The 17609-nt window shown below is 67.9% G+C and carries 14 protein-coding genes; 7 read left to right on the forward strand and 7 right to left on the reverse strand.

Going from position 1 to position 17609, the window contains the following annotated elements:
• Positions 1 to 64: 64 nt before the first annotated feature.
• The 4 genes from ASF16_RS22515 (at position 65) to ASF16_RS22530 (ending at position 4137) form a co-directional block, all read left to right on the forward strand.
• Positions 65 to 1030, forward strand: a complete 966-nt coding sequence (locus tag ASF16_RS22515) for a LysR substrate-binding domain-containing protein (protein WP_056172514.1) — start codon at positions 65 to 67, stop codon at positions 1028 to 1030.
• Between the two features lie 188 nt (positions 1031 to 1218).
• Positions 1219 to 2958: a dipeptidase gene (locus tag ASF16_RS22520; protein WP_200926959.1), complete on the forward strand. Its 1740-nt coding sequence runs from the start codon at positions 1219 to 1221 to the stop codon at positions 2956 to 2958.
• A gap of 121 nt (positions 2959 to 3079) precedes the next feature.
• Positions 3080 to 3604, forward strand: coding sequence for a Dps family protein (locus ASF16_RS22525; protein ID WP_056172517.1), 525 nt, complete (start codon positions 3080 to 3082; stop codon positions 3602 to 3604).
• Between the two features lie 164 nt (positions 3605 to 3768).
• A complete protein-coding gene (locus tag ASF16_RS22530) occupies positions 3769 to 4137 on the forward strand; it encodes a response regulator (protein WP_056172520.1) in 369 nt (122 codons plus the stop codon).
• Positions 4138 to 4286: 149 nt separating this feature from the next.
• Here the strand turns inward: ASF16_RS22530 and ASF16_RS22535 are convergent, their stop codons facing one another.
• Genes ASF16_RS22535 through ASF16_RS22550 form a run of 4 tightly spaced genes read right to left on the reverse strand, consistent with a single transcriptional unit; the run spans position 4287 to position 10490 of the window.
• Positions 4287 to 5447 (reverse strand): hybrid sensor histidine kinase/response regulator, encoded by a 1161-nt coding sequence (locus ASF16_RS22535; protein WP_056173008.1) that lies wholly within the window; start codon positions 5445 to 5447, stop codon positions 4287 to 4289.
• 23 nt (positions 5448 to 5470) lie between these two features.
• Positions 5471 to 6100, reverse strand: a complete 630-nt coding sequence (locus ASF16_RS22540) for a chemotaxis protein CheB (protein WP_056172523.1) — start codon at positions 6098 to 6100, stop codon at positions 5471 to 5473.
• Positions 6101 to 6111: 11 nt separating this feature from the next.
• Positions 6112 to 6951, reverse strand: coding sequence for a protein-glutamate O-methyltransferase CheR (locus ASF16_RS22545; protein ID WP_056172525.1), 840 nt, complete (start codon positions 6949 to 6951; stop codon positions 6112 to 6114).
• A 29-nt stretch (positions 6952 to 6980) separates the two neighbouring features.
• Positions 6981 to 10490 (reverse strand): response regulator, encoded by a 3510-nt coding sequence (locus ASF16_RS22550; protein ID WP_056172528.1) that lies wholly within the window; start codon positions 10488 to 10490, stop codon positions 6981 to 6983.
• Positions 10491 to 10820: 330 nt separating this feature from the next.
• Between ASF16_RS22550 and ubiA the strand changes: the two genes are divergently transcribed.
• On the forward strand, positions 10821 to 11708 hold the full coding sequence (gene ubiA / locus ASF16_RS22555; protein ID WP_056172530.1) for a 4-hydroxybenzoate octaprenyltransferase: 888 nt from the start codon (positions 10821 to 10823) through the stop codon (positions 11706 to 11708).
• A gap of 37 nt (positions 11709 to 11745) precedes the next feature.
• Here the strand turns inward: ubiA and proC are convergent, their stop codons facing one another.
• The 3 genes from proC to ASF16_RS22570 form a co-directional block, all read right to left on the reverse strand.
• A complete protein-coding gene (proC, locus tag ASF16_RS22560; RefSeq protein WP_056172533.1) occupies positions 11746 to 12603 on the reverse strand; it encodes a pyrroline-5-carboxylate reductase in 858 nt (285 codons plus the stop codon).
• A 164-nt stretch (positions 12604 to 12767) separates the two neighbouring features.
• Positions 12768 to 14261 carry a glycerol kinase GlpK gene (gene glpK / locus ASF16_RS22565; RefSeq protein WP_056172536.1) on the reverse strand — a complete coding sequence of 498 codons (1494 nt, stop codon included), beginning with the start codon at positions 14259 to 14261 and terminating at the stop codon, positions 12768 to 12770.
• A 165-nt stretch (positions 14262 to 14426) separates the two neighbouring features.
• The gene (locus tag ASF16_RS22570) at positions 14427 to 15191 is read right to left on the reverse strand and encodes a DeoR/GlpR family DNA-binding transcription regulator (RefSeq protein ID WP_056172538.1); all 765 of its coding nucleotides are present in this window, start codon (positions 15189 to 15191) and stop codon (positions 14427 to 14429) included.
• 212 nt (positions 15192 to 15403) lie between these two features.
• Here ASF16_RS22570 and ASF16_RS22575 point away from each other — a divergent pair, with 212 nt between their 5' ends.
• Together ASF16_RS22575 and ASF16_RS22580 are read left to right on the forward strand one after the other, a co-directional pair.
• Positions 15404 to 16492: an ABC transporter ATP-binding protein gene (locus ASF16_RS22575; protein ID WP_056172541.1), complete on the forward strand. Its 1089-nt coding sequence runs from the start codon at positions 15404 to 15406 to the stop codon at positions 16490 to 16492.
• A 1-nt stretch (position 16493) separates the two neighbouring features.
• The gene (locus ASF16_RS22580) at positions 16494 to 17585 is read left to right on the forward strand and encodes an ABC transporter ATP-binding protein (protein ID WP_056173011.1); all 1092 of its coding nucleotides are present in this window, start codon (positions 16494 to 16496) and stop codon (positions 17583 to 17585) included.
• The last annotated feature ends 24 nt before the right edge of the window (positions 17586 to 17609 follow it).

Raw genomic sequence — 17609 nt, forward strand, 5'->3', positions numbered from 1 at the left:
TGGCATTCCCCCGAAGCCGCCACGGGCAGGGGACTGCCATTCACCCCCAGCCCAGGAACAGACCATGACCCTGACCGAACTCAAATACATCGTCGCCGTGGCGCGCGAGAAGCACTTTGGCCATGCGGCTGATGCCTGCTACGTCTCGCAGCCCACGCTGTCGGTGGCGATCAAGAAGCTGGAGGAAGAGCTCGATGTGAAGCTCTTTGAGCGCAGCGCGGGCGAGGTGTCGGTCACGCCGCTGGGCGAGGAGATCGTGCGGCAGGCGCAGAGCGTGCTGGAGCAGGCCGCGGCCATCAAGGAGATCGCCAAGCGCGGCAAGGACCCGCTGGCGGGCCCGCTGATCCTGGGGGTGATCTACACCATCGGCCCCTACCTGCTGCCCGACCTGGTGCGCCAGGCCATCGGCCGCTCGCCACAGATGCCGCTCATGCTGCAGGAGAACTTCACCGTCAAGCTGCTGGAGATGCTGCGCACCGGCGAGATCGACTGCGCCATCCTGGCCGAGCCGTTCCCCGACACCGGCCTGGCGATGGCGCCGCTGTACGACGAGCCCTTCATGGCGGCTGTGCCGAGCTCGCACCCGCTGGCGGGCAAGAAGTCCATCACGGCGGCAGAACTTAAAAGCGAGACCATGCTGCTGCTGGGCTCGGGCCACTGCTTTCGCGACCATGTGCTCGAGGTCTGCCCCGAGTTCGCGCGCTTTTCCAGCAACGCCGAGGGCATCCGCAAGTCGTTCGAGGGCTCGTCGCTCGAGACCATCAAGCACATGGTGGCGGCAGGCATGGGCGTGACGCTGGTGCCGCGCCTGTCGGTGCCGCGCGATGCGCTGCTCACGGTGTCGCGCCGCCGCAAGAGCGACGAAACCTACGTGCGCTACCTGCCCATCCGCGAGGAGGACGGCAGCCCACCGCCCATGCGCCGCGTGGTGCTGGCCTGGCGGCGCAGCTTCACGCGGTACGAGGCGATTGCCGCGCTGCGCAACGCGGTGTACGCGTGCGAGCTGCCGGGCGTCAAGCGCCTGTCCTGAACATTGCTTCGACGGCAGTTTCGATCGCCGCCCGAGCAGGGCGGCAAGGGCTACACTTTCGCCCCGCATGGCGTGCAGTCTTTCAGGGGCCCGCCACGGGCGGCAACAACCTGCTGCCCGGACTGCGGGCCGAGCGATATGCGGCCCGCAGGCGCCGTGCGCCTTCCACAACCCAAGGACAACAAGCAATGAAGAAGATTCTGATGGCCGCCAGCCTGGCCGTGGGCCTGGCCGCGTGCACGAGCATGCCCACCAACGCACCCTCGGCGGGCACGGTCAAGAAGGCCGACATGGACCGCCTGGTGGCCACGCTGCCCGCCGCAGCCCAAGGCAGCTTCACCGAGTTCCTGGCCCAGGCCGCGCGCGAGAACCCGCTGCTGCGCGCCAGCGTGGCCGCCTATGCAGCCAAGCAGCCGTTGGCGGGCGATGACCTCGTCAACATCAGCCGGCTGCTGGGCCTGTACAACCGCCTGCACAACCAGGCGGCGGTGATCGATGCCACGGCGAAGATGGTGGCCATCCCCACGGTGCGCGCCGACAAGGTGCCGCCGCACGAGGACAAGAACATCATCGCCTTCGGCACGCTGGTGGAGGGCATGGCCCGCGACTTCGGCCTGGTGTACCGCAACGTGGACAACCGCATCTTCGAAGTGAAGCTGCCCGGCAGCAGCGCAGAAGAGTTTGGCATCCTCACCCACGCCGACGTGGTGCCTGTGGTGGCCGACGAATGGGTGCTGGACGACGGCACGCGCCTGGACCCCTTCAAGCTCACCCGCGTGGGCGGCAACCTTTACGGCCGCGGCTCCATCGACGACAAGGGCTCCATCGCGGCCGTGCTGTACGCCATGAAAACCGTGAAGGAAAGCGGCCTGCCGCTGTCGCGCACCATCCGCCTCATGATCGAGACGACCGAAGAGACTGGTGGCGACGCGATGAAGTACTACCGCGCCAAGACCGCGCTGCCCGAGTACAACATCGTGCTGGACAGCAAGTACCCCGCCGTGGTGGCCGAAAAGGGCTCCGGCGCACTGCGCGCCTCGTTCGCGCTGGGGTCGGCAGCCGGTGCTGGCGCCACCGCCATCACCGCCATGGCAGGTGCTGCGTCGACCAATGCCGTGCCGCAGACTGCCACGGCCAGGCTGCAAGGCGGCACCACGGCCGATGTGGCGGCGCGCCTGAACGCTGCCAAGGCTGCGTTCGTCGAGAAGTACAAGCCGCAGGGCGGCCCCTTCAGCATCGACGTGGCCCAGGACGGCGCCGCCGTGCAGATCAAGGTCACCGGCGCATCGGCCCACGGCTCGCGCCCTGAAGAAGGCGTGAACCCGCTGCCGCGCCTGGCGCTGTTCCTGAAGGAGTCCGGCGTCGCGCTGGCGCCCAACGGCTACGCGCAGGCCGTGCGCTACCTGAACGACCTGTACGGCACAGACTACCTGGGCCGCACGCTGGGCCTGGCGTATGCCGACGACTTCATGGGCCCGCTCACCATGTCGCCCAACCTCGTGCGCGAGAAGGACGGCAAGGTCGATGTGCTGGTGAACGTGCGCATGCCCCGCGGCAGCACGCCCGAGGCGCTCTCGCAGGCCACGTCGGCCAAGATCAAGGCCTGGGGCACCCAGGCCGGCGTGGCGGTGGAGGTGGACCACCAACAGGGCAACTGGATGGCGCGCGACCCCAAGGGCGCCTGGCTCTCCACGCTGCTCAATACCTTCGGCGACACCACGGGCCTGGAAGCCAAGCCTGTGCCCACGGCCGGCAGCACCACGGCCAAGCTCATGCCCAACGCCATCAACTTCGGCCCCGCCATGCCCGGCAAGAAGTACACGGCGCACAACGCCAAGGAGTTCAAGGAAGTGGTGGATCTGGACGCGGACATGCAGATGTTCACCGAGATGCTGGTGCGCATCGGGAATTTGAGCCAGATGCAGTGATGGCTTTGGCACTGCGCTAAAGTGATCCGTCAGCCGCCGTGCGCTGCAGCCCCGGGCCCACCGGGGCCGCAGCACACGGCGGATTCCATCGATTGACCCTCATCCAACGAAGGAGCTCCCCATGGCCAAGGCCCCCAAGACCACCATCTCCCCCGCCGTCTCCACCACCGCCCCCCGCATCAACATCGGCATCAGCGACAAGGACCGCGCTGCCATCGCCCAGGGCCTGTCGCGCCTGCTGGCCGATACCTACACGCTGTACCTGACCACGCACAACTTCCACTGGAACGTGACGGGCCCCATGTTCAACACGCTGCACACCATGTTCATGGCGCAGTACACCGAGCTGTGGAACGCGGTGGACCCGATTGCCGAGCGCATCCGCTCGCTGGGCCACATCGCTCCCGGCTCGTACGCCGAATTCGGCAAGCTGGCCACCGTGCCCGACGCGCCCAGCCAGCCCCCGAAGGCGCTCGACATGGTGCGTGTGCTGGTCGAAGGCCACGAAGCCGTGGCTCGCACGGCCCGCAGCCTGTTCCCGGTGGCCGACAAGGCCAGCGACGAGCCCACGGCCGATCTGCTGACCCAGCGCCTCACGGTGCACGAGCAAACGGCGTGGATGCTGCGCTCCCTGCTGGAAGATTGATTGTGGGAGCTCACCGGAGGGCGGCCCCCAGGGCCGTCCCGGTACCCAGGCCCGTCAAAGTGCGTTTTGTCCTACAACATGTGTGAGCAGTTGTACGGATGATGCGAGTTTTGGTCGTGCTGCCCCCGTGGCGGTGGCATGGCGGCTTGACCAACCGGTGATCTATGCGAATTCTGTACGTTGAAGACAACCCCGAGCTGCGCGAGACCATCGGCATGCTGATGGAAGGCGACGGCCAGACAGTGACCTCGTGCGCCACGGCCGAGGAAGCGCTGGTCCTGGACGCCGACGATCCGTTCGACCTGCTCGTCTCGGACGTGAGCCTGCCCGGCATGTCGGGCACGGACCTGGCCCGCAAGGTGCTGGCCGTGGACCCGCAGCGCTGGGTGGTGCTGTGCACCGGCTACGAGCTGGGCGACTACGCCTCGGCGTGGGGCCCCAATGTGCGCACGCTGCTCAAGCCCTTCGAGCTGGAAGACCTGGAGAGCCTGCTGGGCTCGATCCGCGCCGCGGTTCACGGCACCGCCGCCTGATACGGACTCGCGTTCGGAGCCATCGCCTCTGGCGGTAGTGCCGAGGTGCGAGGCGACGACTGGCGACTGGCGGCTGCCACCTACTCGCCAGCAAGCTGCGAACCAGCAAGCTACCAACCAGCAGCTGGCGACTCAAGCGGTGCCTCGCTTCAGGCCCGCCGATCCCTCACAGGGCACGGGGCCGCACGTGGCAGCTCGACCCGGAAGTGCGTGACGCCCTGCTGCGACGACACCTCGATGCTCCCGCCATGCGCCAGAACGATCTGGTTTGCGATGAACAAGCCCAGCCCCAGGCCCTGCTGCCGTCCAGGCGCACGTTCGCGGCCACGGAATGGGTCGAACAGGTGGGGCAGCAGGTCGGGCGCAATCGTGCCGCCGTTGGACACCTGCAGCACCAGCGTGTCGGCACGGCGGCCATCCAGCAGCACCCGCACCGGCTCGGTCTCGGTGCCGTGGTGTACGGCATTGCCCACCAGATTGGTCACCACCTGGCACAGCCGCTCGCCGTCCCAGGTGCCCGCCAGGTCCCCCTGCAGCGTGGAGTCGATGCGGCGTTCCGGGTAGCTGGCCTGGATTTCGGCCAGGATGCGCTGGACCAGCGCCTGCATGTCGGTGGGGCCCGGCTGTAGCCCCAGACCACCCGCTTGCCGGATGCGCGTGACATCGAGCAGGTCCTCGATCATGCGGCTCATGCGCTGGCTGCTGCTGAGCAAACGGTCCGCCATCGCGTCGATCTTGTCCGCGTCGGGCTGGCGCTTGAGCACGGTGGCTGCCGCCGTGATCGACATCAGGGGCGTGCGCAGGTCATGGCTCAGAACGGCCATGAACATCTCGTTGATGCGCAGCGCCTGCGTGCGTTCGTGCAGCTCGTGGGCCAGCGCCTGCTTGCGGCGGTGCAGCTCGAAGAACACCTGGGCCTTGGTGGCCAGCATGTGCGGGTCGATCGGCTTGTACAAGAAGTCCACCGCCCCGCTTTCGTAGCCCCGGAACTGCCAGTTCTGCTCGCGTGAACCGGCGGTCATGAAGATCAGCGGAATGTGCCGCGTGCGCTCGCTGCCGCGCATCAGTTCGGCCAGCTCGAACCCGTTCATCTCCGGCATCTGCACGTCCAGCAGCGCCAGGGCCACATCGCTGTGGCTGAGCAGCAGCTCCAGCGCCTCGGGGCCCGACTGGGCCTTCAGGATTTCGATGCCTTCGCGCTGCTGCAGCAGGGCTTCGAGCGCGATCAGGTTTTCCTGCACGTCGTCGACCAGCAGGCACTTGATGCGCTCGGCAGGCGGGGGCTGGGGCGGTGATGTCAGGTCGTTCATCGGGCGGTCGGGGTACATCATCGTCACAGCAGGCTTTGTTGGTGCAGTTGCGCAAGCAATGCTGCAATGCCCGCAGGGGGCAGGGAGTGGTCTACGGGCGTGCGGGCCAGTGCGGCCAGCGGCATCGTCGGCATGGGGGCGCTGGCAGGGTCCTGCACGATGGCCAGGCCCCCGGCCGAGCGGATGGCCGCCAGGCCCTGCGCCCCGTCTTCGTTGGCGCCTGACAGCAGAATGCCCACCAGGCGCGGGCCGTACAGGTCGGCGGCGGATTCGAACAGCACATCGATGGAAGGCCGCGAGAAGTGCACCGGTGCATCCACCGACAGCGACAGGCGCGGCCCGTCATCCACCAGCAGATGGTAGTCCGGCGGCGCAAAGTACACCGTGCCGGCCTCGATCCGGTCCTTGTCCCCGGCCTCCTGCATCGGCAGGGCGCAGCGTTGGCGGAAGATGTCCGCCAGCAGGCTGCGCCGGTCGCGCGGCAGGTGCAGCACCACCACCATGGCGGCCTGCAGCGTGGCCGGCAGGGCGGGCAGCAGGGCCACGAGGGCCTCCACGCCGCCCGAGGAGCCGCCCACCACGATGGCGTCGTACGCGAACGAGGAACCCGACGCGGATGAGGACGAGGTGCCGGGGGCGGTGGCCGCAGACATGGTTGCAGCGTTCACAGGCCGGCCTTCTTGCGGTAGATGCGGTCTTCCAGCACGAAGTCGTCGAACGCAGGGGCCTCGGCCGAAAAGCGCAGCGACTCCTTGGAGCCCAGGCCCAGAAAGCCCCGGTGGCACAGCGCCTCGCGAAAGAGCCCGAGCGCGCGGTTTTGCAGGTCGCGCTCGAAGTAGATCAACACGTTGCGGCAGGACACCAGGTGCACCTCGGCGAACACGCTGTCGGTGGCCAGGCTGTGGTCCGAGAACACCACGTGTTCGCGCAGCGACTTGTCGAACACCACGCGGCCGTAGCGCGCGGTGTAGTAGTCCGACAGCGAGCTGCGCGCGCCGGAGCGGGCGTGGTTCTCGGTGAATGCCGCCACACGCGCCAGGTCGAACACGCCGGACTCGGCCAGGCGCAGCGCGTGGGGGTTGATGTCGGTCGCGTAGATCAGGGTGCGGTCCAGCAGGCCTTCTTCCTGCAGCAGGATGGCCAGCGAGTACACCTCTTCGCCCGCGCTGCAGCCGGCCACCCAGACCTTGAGCGAGGGGTAGGTGCGCAGCAGCGGCACCACTTCCTCGCGCAGCGAGCGGAAGTACGTGGGGTCGCGGAACATGTCGCTCACCTGCACGGTGAGGTATTCCAGCAGCGCCGGGAACACGTGGGGCTCGTGCAGCACGCGATCCTGCAGCTGCGACAGGGTCTTGCACTGGAACTCGATCAGCGCCGTGTTCAGCCGGCGCTTGAGCGATGCGGGCGAGTAGCCCCGGAAGTCGTAGTGGTAGCGGTGGTAGATCGCATCGATCAGCAGGTGCTGCTCGATGTCTGCGGTCTTCGCTTTCTTCAGGAGGGACATGGGCCGGGCGTCGGGGCTCGCTGCAGGGTTTACTTCGGCATCCAGACGCGCACGAGCGACAGGAGCTTTTCCACATCCAGCGGCTTGGCGATGTAGTCGTTGGCACCGGCGGCCAGGCACTTTTCCTGGTCGTCCTTCATGGCCTTGGCGGTCAGCGCGATGATGGGCAGGCGGCGCCACGCGGGGCGGTTGCGGATCTCGCGCATGGCGGTGTAGCCGTCCATCTCCGGCATCATGATGTCCATCAGCACCAGGTCCACCGCAGGGCCGCTGGCGTCGGCGCGCTCGAGCGCCTGCAGCGCCTCGATGCCGTTGCGGGCGATCTGCAGCTTGATGCCCGTGGGCTCCAGGATGCTCGAGAGCGCGAACACGTTGCGCACGTCGTCTTCCACCACCAGCACGTTGCGGCCTTCCAGCGCCGTCTCGCGGCTGCGCGCGGACTGCAGCATCTGGCGGTGCTCGACCGACAGCTCCGACTCCACCTGGTGCAGGAACAGCGTGACCTCGTCCAGCAGGCGCTCCGGCGAGCGGGCGTCCTTGACGATGATGGATTTGGAGAAGCGCCGCAGCTGCTGCTCTTCGTCGCGCGACAGTGCGCGGCCGGTGTAGACGATGACGGGCGGAAACGACACGCCGTCCTGCTCGGTCATCTGCTGCAGCAGCTCGAAGCCGGTCAGGTCGGGCAGGTTCAGGTCCATCACCATGCAGTCGAAGGTGGAGCCGCGCAGGTGGTCCAGCGCCACGCCGGCAGTGCCGGCGCAGACGATCTCCACGTCGTCGCGGCTGAGCAGGTGGCGCACGCTCTCGCGCTGGCGCTCGTCGTCTTCCACCACCAGCACGCGGCGCAGGTTCTGGGTGAACTTGGCCTCCAGGCGCTGCAGGGCCTGCACCAGCTCTTCGCGCTTGACGGGCTTGAGCGCGTAGCCCACGGCGCCACGGCCCATGGCCTCTTGTGAATAGTCCGCCACCGACACCACGTGCACAGGGATGTGCCGCGTGGCGGGGTTGCGCTTGAGCTGGTCGAGCACGCCCAGGCCGGAGAAGTCGGGCAGGTTCACATCGAGCACGATGGCGCTGGGCAAGAGCTGCGCGGCCATGGCCAGCCCGTCCGCCGCGTTGGCAGCCATGTGGCTTTCAAAGTCCATTTCACGGGCCAGCTCGCACAGGATGTTGGCAAACCGTTCGTCATCTTCAACCACCAGGATGCTGCGGGCACTGGCCCGCTGGGGCACCACCGCGGTGGCGCTGCCGCCTGCCTGGGCCGCTGGTGGCGCTGCGATCGAACTCAGTGCCTGCACCACGCCTGCCAGCTGGGGCGCGGCTGGCGCCAGCGCTGACGGCGTCGCCCCATGGGCGGTGTGGCCTGCGTTGGCCGTGTGTGCTGTTTGTGCTGTGTGCGGGGAGTTTGAAACCGCTGCAGGATCAGCCTGCAACGCCGCCAGCCGCGCGGGCAGTGTCAATGTGAACACGCTGCCTTCGCCCGCGCTGCTCTCCACCGAGATCGCACCGCCCAGCAGCTGCGCCAGGTCGCGCGAGATCGACAGGCCCAGCCCCGTACCGCCGTACTTGCGGTGGGTGCTGCCATCGGCCTGGCGGAAGGCTTCGAAGATCAACTCCTGCTGGTGCGCCGGGATGCCGATGCCGGTGTCCCGCACCGCAAACACCACCGTGTCGCCCGTGCCGCGCGAGACCTGCAGGGTGATCGAGCCTTTTTCGGTGAACTTGAGCGCGTTGGACAGCAGGTTCTTGAGCACCTGGCCCAGGCGCAGCGGGTCGGTCTCCATCGTGGGCACGTCGGCCGCCACGGTGGCCGACAGCGCCAGGCCCTTTTCCTGGGCCAGCAGGCGCAGCGGCTCCACCAGCGCCTGCACCGCCTTGCCCACCTGCACGGGCTCGACCGACACGGTGGCCTGGCCGGCCTCGATCTTGGCCAGGTCGAGGATGTCGTTGATCAGCGCCAGCAGGTCGTTGCCTGCGGAGTAGATGGTCTGGGCGTACTTGACCTGGTCGCCGGAGAGGTTGCCGGGCTTGTTGTCGGCCAGCAGCTTGGCGAGGATGAGCGTGGAGTTCAGCGGGGTGCGCAGCTCGTGGCTCATGTTGGCCAGGAACTCGCTCTTGTACTGGCTGGCCGTTTCCAGCTCGCGCGCCTTGTCGGTCAGGGCGCTCTGGGCGCGCAGCATCTGCTCGCGCTGGTATTCCAGCTGCTGGGTCTGCTCTTCCAGGTGGGCGTTGGTCTGCTCCAGCTCGGTCTGCTGCACCTCCATCTGCGCCTGCGACTCCTGCAGGATGCGGCTTTGCTGCTCCAGCTCTTCGTTGTTCACGCGCAGCTCTTCCTGCTGCGTCTGCAGTTCCTCGGACTGGCGCTGGGTTTCCTCCAGCAGCGCTTCCAGCCGGGTGCGGTCCGCACCGGAGCGGATGGCGATGGCCAGCATCTCGGAGGCGCGCTCCATCAGGTTGCGCTCGGCATCGTCCAGCGCGCGGTAGAAGCCCAGCTCGATCACGGCATACACCTTGCCGTTTTCGACCGCGGGGGCCACCAGCAGCTCGGCCGGGCTCGACTGGCCGGTGCTGGAGGACACCAGCAGGTGGGTGGAAGGAACATCGCGCACGTGCAGCAGCGTGCGGGTGCGCGCTGCCTCGCCCACCAGGCCTTCGTCGGCCAGCAGCGTCTGGGTGAGCCTCTCGCGCGGCAGCGCATAGCCGCCGAACAGCGAGAACCCGCCGCCGGACTCGGCCACGTAGCCTGCACCCACGTTGGCCTTGAGGTACCCGGCCAGGTACTCCAGGGCCAGCTTGCCGATGTCTTCCAGCCGGTGGTCGCCCTGCAGGCGCTGGCCCAGGCCGGTCAGGCCGGCGGACACCCACGACTGCCGCGACTTGGAGCGGTATTCCCGCGAGGTCATGGCGGCCGAGGCGCAGATCAGCGCCAGCAGCACGATCGAGCCGCCCCACGAGTAGTAGGCCGACATCGTGGCGGCATCCACCCAGGCCTGGCGGCGGGCTTCCAGTTGCTGGCTTTGCAGGGTGAACAGGTCGGACGAGAGGTCGCGCACCCGGTCCATCAGGTTCTTGCCCGCGTCGGTGCGCACCAGGGCCATGGCGGCGTCCCGGTTGCCGCCCTTGTGCAGCTCGATGGTCTCGTTCAGTTCGCGCAGCTTCTGGCGCGTAAGGTCATCGATCTGCGTGACCAGGCGCCGGTGAATGGGTTCTTCGTTGGTGCTGGCCTTGAGCGCCGTCATCTGGCGCTCCAGCGACGTCAATGCCAGCTGGTAGGGCTGCAGGTAGGACACCTCACCCGTCAGCAAAAAGCCGCGCTGGCCGGTTTCGGCGTCTTTGAGCGCGGAGCTGAAGAGGTTGAGCTGGCGCATGGCCAGGGTGGTGCGATCCATCGCCGCCACCGCTTCGCCCCGCGTTTCGGACGCGCGGAAATTCACAAGGGCGATGACCAGGGTGGCCAAAGCCGCCACGACGAAACCCGCCATCAGCGTGCGGGGAATGGCAAAACGGGTGGTGGCCTGGGTACTGGAGGATCTGGGCATGCGGGGCAGGTCCTTAGGGTGGGATGACCCGGGGACTTTACCGGGTTTGAGACGCTTGTTACAGGGAGGGCCATCCCCGCGCGGCCAATTTGTGGCCACCGGCTTGCGGGGCATGCCGGGGGCGCGCCGCCAGCCGGCTGCTACATTCGCACAGCCCGTGCGCCGGGCGGCCGGGCCGGGGCAGCAACCGCCCGGTCTTTGGCCCCCGCCGTTGGCCGGTTGCCGCCGGGTCTTGCTCGGGTTCCCCAGGTTCTCCCGGGTTATTCCAGATCGTCCCCGGCTTTGCCAGGTCTTCGCAGGTTTGTCCCGCAGCTTGTCGTCTGTTTTCACATGTCCACCGCCGCCCCCCGCAGCCGTTTCGCCCTGTACCTCGACCTCATCCGCTGGGACCGGCCCGCCGGCTGGCTGGTGTGCCTGTGGCCCACCCTGGGCGCGCTGTGGATCGCGGCCGACGGCTTCCCGGGCTGGCACCTGCTGGCGGTTTTCGTGCTGGGCACCATCCTCATGCGCAGCGCCGGCTGTTGCGTGAACGATGTGGCCGACCGCGACTTCGACAAACACGTCAAGCGCACCGCGCAGCGCCCTGTCACCACCGGCGCCGTGTCGGTGAAGGAGGCCCTGGGCCTGGGTGCCGTGCTGGCGCTGCTGGCGTTCGGCCTGGTGCTCACCACCAACGCGGCCGCCATTGCCTGGTCGGTGCCCGCGCTGCTGGTGGCCATCGCCTACCCCTTCACCAAGCGCGTCATCTCCATGCCCCAGGCGGTGCTGGGCATTGCGTTCAACTTCGGCATCGTGATCGCGTTCGCCGCCGTGCAGGGCACCGTGCCGGCCGTGGCGTGGTGGCTGTGGCTGGGCAACCTGTGCTGGGTGCTGGCCTACGACACCGAATACGCCATGGTCGACCGCGACGACGACCTGAAGATCGGCATCAAGACATCGGCCATCACCCTGGGCCGCTGGGACGTGCCCGCCATCGTGGCTTTTTACCTGATTTTCTTGGCCGTTTGGGCCCTTGCGCTGGTCCCGTATGCGCTAGGCGCTATGTTTTATGTAGCAATTGCCGCCGCACTCGCCCAGGTGGCCTGGCACTGGAGCCTGATCCGCCACCGCACCCGCGAGGGCTGCTTCAAGGCCTTCCGGGTAAACCACTGGCTGGGCGCCACGGTGTTTGCCGGCATCGCGGGCAGCTACCTGGTGCGCTCGCTGCTCAGCCACTGATAGCTGCCAGCGCAGGACACACCAGCGCAGCTGCTGCTCAGGCAGCTGCCCCGAACTCGTTGCCCAGCTCGTCCGCGCGCTGGCGGGCGGCTTCCATCGCGCGCTCGAACGCAGGGCCCACGCCAGCCGCTTCCATCGACTGCAGCGCCGCGTAGGTGGTGCCGCCCTTGGACGTGACGCGCTGGCGCAGCACGGCCGGGGGCTCATCGGAGCGGCGCGCCAGCTCTGACGCGCCGACGAAGGTGCCCACGGCCAACTGGTGCGCCTGCGCTTCGCTCAGGCCCATGGCGGTGCCGGCGCGGGTCATGGCCTCCAAAAAGTAGAAGACGTAGGCGGGGCCCGAGCCCGACAGGGCGGTGACGGCGTCGAGCTGCTTTTCGTCGTCCACCCACAGGAACTCGCCGGTCGAGGCCATGATGGCCTCGACCTGGGCGCGCTCGTCGGCGCCCACGGCAGGGCGGGCGTACAGCGCGCTCATGCCCTTGCCCACCAGCGCGGGCGTGTTGGGCATGGTGCGCACGATGCGCTCGCTGGAGAGCCACTGGGCGATGCTGTCCGAGCGGATGCCGGCGGCCACGCTCAGGTGCAGGGCACTCTGCGTGTGGGCCTTGGCCTCGCCTGCGGCGTCCTTGAAGGTCTGCGGCTTGACGGCCCACACCACGATGCTGGCGCGCTGCAGGGCAGGGCCCGATGCAGGCTGCGCGGCCAGGCCGTAGTTCCGCAGCAGCGCTGCGCGCGTGGGCTCGAAGGGCTCCACCACTTCGATCTGCCCGACCGGGTGGCCCTGGCGGATCAGCCCGCCGATGATGGCGCTGGCCATGTTGCCGCCGCCGATGAAGGCGATGGTGGGCAGGGGGGCAGAGGAGGGGGAGGACGCGGCGGTGTTCAGGCTCATGGTGGTAGCAAGGTGGCTGCAAGGTGGCGACAACTGGGGCGATGATGGTAGCGCCCGCCCAGCTGCACACTGCAGGTTTTAGCCAAATGGGGCGCTACCGCTTGCCCTGTCTCATAGTTTGCTATTGTTTTTGTAGTATTGCTGCGCAGGGCGATGTTCCGGGCTCATTCAGCGGTCGTCTGGCGCACCGCGTGCTCCCATTTCGCCATCAGCTCCTGCGCGCGCGCATTGCCCAGCGTGGGCACAAAGCGCCGGTCCGCGCGCCACAGCTTCGACAGCTCTGCCGTGCTGCTGTAGACGCCGCAGGACAGGCCCGCGAGGTACGCGGCACCGAGCGCCGTGGTCTCGATGACGGCAGGGCGCACCACCGGTATGCCCAGCAGGTCGGCCTGGAACTGCATCAGCAAGTCGTTCACGCACGCGCCGCCGTCCACCCGCAGCTCGCTCACCGGCGCGCCGCCCGCCGCGGTGGCGTCGCGGCTCATGCCTTGCAGCAGGGCCGCGCTCTGGTAGGCGATGCTCTCCAGCGCCGCGCGGGCGATGTGGGCGATGGTGGTGCCGCGCGTGAGGCCGGTGATGGTGCCGCGCGCCTCGGGCTTCCAGTACGGGGCGCCCAGGCCGGTGAAGGCGGGCACCATCATCACGCCGCCCGAGTCGGGAACGCTCTCGGCCAGGGACTGCACCTCGCTGCTCGACGGAATGGCGCGCAGGCCGTCGCGCAACCACTGCACCACGGCGCCGCCGACGAAGACGCTGCCTTCCATCGCGAACTCGGGCGTTGCGGATGCCTGCGCTGCACTGGTGGTGAGCAGGCCGTTCTGGCTCGTTTGGAACTTGTGGCCGGTGTGCATCAGCATGAAGCAGCCCGTGCCGTAGGTGTTCTTGGCCATGCCCGCCGTGAAGCAGGCCTGGCCGAACAGCGCGCTCTGCTGGTCGCCCGCCACGCCGCCGATGCGGATGCCGTGGCCCAGCAGGTCAGGCGCGATGTCGCCGAAGTGCGAGCTCGACGGCTGCACCTGCGGCATCAAGGATTTGGGGATCCGCAGCAGGGCCAGCAGCTCATCGTCCCACTGGTTGGTGTGCACGTTGAACAGCATGGTGCGCGAGGCGTTGCTCACGTCCGTCACATGCACCTGGCCGTGGGTCAGCTGCCAGATCAGCCAGCTGTCCACCGTGCCGAAGGCCAGCTCGCCGCGCTCGGCCGCGTCGCGCGCGCCGGGCACGTTGTCCAGCAGCCACTGCAGCTTGGTGCCCGAGAAGTACGCATCGACGAGCAGCCCGGTCTTGGCCTGGATGGTGCCGGCGTGGCCTTGTTCGCGCAGTTGCGCGCAGGCCGGCTCGGCGCGGCGGTCCTGCCACACGATGGCGTGGTGCACGGGCTTGCCCGTCTTGCGGTTCCACAGCACCGTGGTTTCGCGCTGGTTGGTAATGCCCACGGCGCGCACCGCGTCGGCCGCAATGCCCGCCTTGGCCAGCGCGTCCCGCGCGGTGGCCAGCTGCGTGCGCCAGATCTCCAGCGGGTCATGCTCCACCCAGCCGGGCTGCGGGTAGATCTGCGGCAGCTCCACCTGCGCCTGCGCCACGATGTGGCCGCCTTCGTCGAAGACGATGCTGCGGGAGCTGGAGGTGCCTTGGTCGAGTGCGAGCAGGTAGGTCATGGCGGGCAAGGATAAGTCAGCAGCGCACTGCCGCAAAGGGGTGGTGGGGGCTTGCGTTCAACTCATGAAGACCGTTCGGGCGGAGCCTGCCGAAGCCTTGCGCAGCGCTTCGACAGGCTCAGCGTGAACGGTTGTGTGTTGTTGAAAGAGAGGGCGTATGGGGTGTCATGCCGCAACGGTGCACAGGACTTCGGCATCCTGCAGCAGCGCTGGAAACGGCTCCGGTGGCGGCGCGTCGGTGAACAGGCGGTCGATCTGGTTCAGCGTGGCCAGTTGCACCATGGCCGGGCGGTTGAACTTGCTCTGGTCGGCCGCCAGCCACACCTCGCGCGACTGGGCAATGATGGTCTGGGCCACCTTCACCTCGCGGTAGTCGAAGTCGCGCAGCGAGCCATCGGGCTCCACGCCCGAGATGCCGATGAGCGCGATGTCCACCCGGAACTGGCGGATGAAGTCCACCGCCGCCTCACCCACGATGCCGCGGTCGCGGGTGCGCACCACGCCGCCGGCCACGATGACCTCGCACTCGGGGTTGCCGCTCAGGATAGCCGCCACGTTCAGGTTGTTGGTGATCACGCGCAGGCCGCGGTGGTGCAGCAGCGCCTTGGCGATGGCTTCGGTGGTGGTGCCGATGTTCAGGATCAGCGAGCAGTCGTTGGGCACCTGGCTTGCCACGGCGCGCGCGATGCGCGCCTTGCCTTCGGCGTGCAGCGTTTCGCGCTGGGTGTGGGCCAAGTTCTCGACGGTGGAGCTGGGCACGCGCACGCCGCCATGAAAGCGCGTCAGCAGCCCCGATTCGGCCAGGCGCTGCACGTCGCGGCGCACGGTCTGCAGCGTCACGCCCAGGGTGTCGGCCAGTTGTTCCACGGTGGCGGACTTGCGCGCGCGGACTTCTTCGAGGAGCAGCAGTTGTCGGGGGTTCGTATTCACGCGGTTGGGGCAGTCAGAGTGTGTGGGTACTTTAAATCGAACAAAAAGGAACCTGTTAAGGGTAAACCTTGATTCAATACGATCACAAAAGAACAAAAATGAACGCAATCGAAACCGAGAGGGTTTGCTGTGGCTGGTGCCCGGCAGCGTAGCAGCGCAGGGTTTCCACAGAACAAACGCCCTTCGGGCAACAACAACAGAAAGGTTGCGGGATGCAGCTGGCACTGGACAGCATCAGCAAGAAGGTAGGACCGCAGACCTGGCTCCATGACATGAGCCTGGCACTGCACAGCGGCGCCGTCACGGTGCTGCTGGGCGCCACCCAGGCGGGCAAGACGAGCCTGATGCGCATCATGGCGGGGCTGGATACACCCACCGCCGGCCGCGTGACGGTCGATGGCGTGGATGTGACCGGCACCCCGGTGCGCGAGCGCAACGTCGCCATGGTCTACCAGCAGTTCATCAACTACCCGTCGATGAAGGTCGCGGCCAACATCGCCTCGCCGCTCAAGCTGCGCGGCGAAAAGAACATCGACGCCCGGGTGCGCGAAATCGCGACCCGCCTGCACATCGACATGTTCCTCGACCGTTACCCGGCCGAGCTGTCGGGCGGCCAGCAGCAGCGCGTGGCGCTGGCGCGGGCCCTGGCCAAGGGCGCGCCGCTGATGCTGCTGGACGAACCCTTGGTCAACCTGGACTACAAGCTGCGCGAGGAGCTGCGCGAAGAGCTGACCCAGCTGTTCGCCGCCGGCCAGTCCACCGTGGTCTACGCCACCACCGAGCCGGGCGAGGCCCTGCTGCTGGGCGGCTACACCGCCGTGCTGGACGAGGGCGAGCTGCTGCAGTACGGCCCCACGGCGGAGGTGTTCCACGCGCCCAACTCGCTGCGCGTGGCCCGTGCCTTCAGCGACCCGCCGATGAACCTCATGGCCGCATCGGCCACGGCCCAGGGCGTGCGCCTGCAGGGCGGTGCCGAGTTCGCCGTGCCGCTGCCGCAGCAAGGCTTGGCGGCCGATGGCCTCACGGTCGGCGTGCGGGCCAGTGCACTGCGTGTGCAGGCCCGGCCCGGCGATGTGGGTGTGAGCGGCGTGGTGGAGCTGGCCGAGATCTCGGGCTCAGACACCTTCGTGCACGTGTCCACGCCCTGGGGCGACCTGGTGGCGCAGCTCACCGGCGTGCATTACTTTGAATTGGGCGCGGCCGTCACCCTGCACCTGGACCCTGCGCAGGTCTATGTGTTCGGTGCCGATGGCCGGCTGGTCTGGGCGCCTGCGCGGCACCTGGCACAAGGAGGCCGCTGACATGGCACGCATCAGTCTGGACCTGGCGCATTCGTACAAGCCCAACCCGCAGCAGGACAGCGACTACGCGCTGATGCCTTTGAAGATGGAGTTCGACGACGGTGGCGCCTACGCGCTGCTGGGCCCCTCGGGCTGCGGCAAGACCACCATGCTCAACATCATGTCGGGCCTGCTCGTACCCTCGCATGGCAAGGTGCTGTTCGACGGCCGCGACGTGACCCGCGCGAGCCCCCAGGAGCGCAACATCGCCCAGGTGTTCCAGTTCCCCGTGATCTACGACACCATGACGGTGGCTGAGAACCTGGCTTTTCCGCTGCGCAACCGCAAGGTGCCCGAGGCGCAGATCAAGCAGCGCGTGGGCGCCATCGCCGAGATGCTGGAGATGAGCGGCCAGCTCAACCAGCGCGCAGCGGGCCTCGCGGCCGATGCCAAGCAGAAGATCTCGCTGGGCCGTGGCCTGGTGCGCTCGGACGTGGCGGCCGTGCTGTTCGACGAGCCGCTCACGGTGATCGACCCGCACCTCAAGTGGCAGCTGCGGCGCAAGCTCAAGCAGATCCACCACGAGCTCAAGCTCACGCTGATCTACGTGACGCACGACCAGGTCGAGGCACTCACGTTTGCCGACCAGGTGGTGGTGATGACGCGCGGCAAGGCGGTGCAGGTGGGCTCGGCCGATGCGCTGTTCGAGCGGCCTGCGCACGTGTTCGTGGGGCACTTCATCGGCTCTCCGGGCATGAACTTTTTGCCCGCGCACAGCGACGGCGCGAATCTGTCGGTGGCTGGACACGCCCTGGCGGGCGCTGCGGGCCGCACGCTGCCCGAAGGCGCCTTGCAAGTGGGCATACGGCCCGAGTACCTGGCACTGGCCCAGCCGCAGCAGGCCGGCGCGCTGCCCTGCACGGTGGTGCAGGTGCAGGACATCGGTACCTACCTGATGCTGACCGCCAAGGTGGGCGAGCACACGCTCAAGGCGCGCTTCGCACCAGAGGCCCGGTTGCCATCGGCCGGCGACGCGGTGTGGCTGCAGGTGCTGGGTGCACACACTTGCTTCTATCAGAACGAACAGCTGCTGACCGCGGAGGTCGCCCCATGAGCGCCGCCCGGCCGCCCGAAGGCG

Origin of the sequence: Acidovorax sp. Leaf78 (assembly GCF_001422735.1) — a bacterium.
Taxonomy (GTDB): domain Bacteria; phylum Pseudomonadota; class Gammaproteobacteria; order Burkholderiales; family Burkholderiaceae_C; genus Acidovorax.

Coding starts and splice junctions, on each gene's coding strand:
- ASF16_RS22550 (WP_056172528.1), bottom strand. CDS start 10,490: ATGCCCAGATCCTCCAGTACCCAGGCCACCACCCGTTTTGCCATTCCC.
- ASF16_RS22530 (WP_056172520.1), top strand. CDS start 3,769: ATGCGAATTCTGTACGTTGAAGACAACCCCGAGCTGCGCGAGACCATC.
- ubiA (WP_056172530.1), top strand. CDS start 10,821: ATGTCCACCGCCGCCCCCCGCAGCCGTTTCGCCCTGTACCTCGACCTC.
- ASF16_RS22535 (WP_056173008.1), bottom strand. CDS start 5,447: ATGAACGACCTGACATCACCGCCCCAGCCCCCGCCTGCCGAGCGCATC.
- glpK (WP_056172536.1), bottom strand. CDS start 14,261: ATGACCTACCTGCTCGCACTCGACCAAGGCACCTCCAGCTCCCGCAGC.
- ASF16_RS22575 (WP_056172541.1), top strand. CDS start 15,404: ATGCAGCTGGCACTGGACAGCATCAGCAAGAAGGTAGGACCGCAGACC.
- ASF16_RS22545 (WP_056172525.1), bottom strand. CDS start 6,951: ATGTCCCTCCTGAAGAAAGCGAAGACCGCAGACATCGAGCAGCACCTG.
- proC (WP_056172533.1), bottom strand. CDS start 12,603: ATGAGCCTGAACACCGCCGCGTCCTCCCCCTCCTCTGCCCCCCTGCCC.
- ASF16_RS22515 (WP_056172514.1), top strand. CDS start 65: ATGACCCTGACCGAACTCAAATACATCGTCGCCGTGGCGCGCGAGAAG.
- ASF16_RS22540 (WP_056172523.1), bottom strand. CDS start 6,100: ATGTCTGCGGCCACCGCCCCCGGCACCTCGTCCTCATCCGCGTCGGGT.
- ASF16_RS22525 (WP_056172517.1), top strand. CDS start 3,080: ATGGCCAAGGCCCCCAAGACCACCATCTCCCCCGCCGTCTCCACCACC.
- ASF16_RS22580 (WP_056173011.1), top strand. CDS start 16,494: ATGGCACGCATCAGTCTGGACCTGGCGCATTCGTACAAGCCCAACCCG.
- ASF16_RS22520 (WP_200926959.1), top strand. CDS start 1,219: ATGAAGAAGATTCTGATGGCCGCCAGCCTGGCCGTGGGCCTGGCCGCG.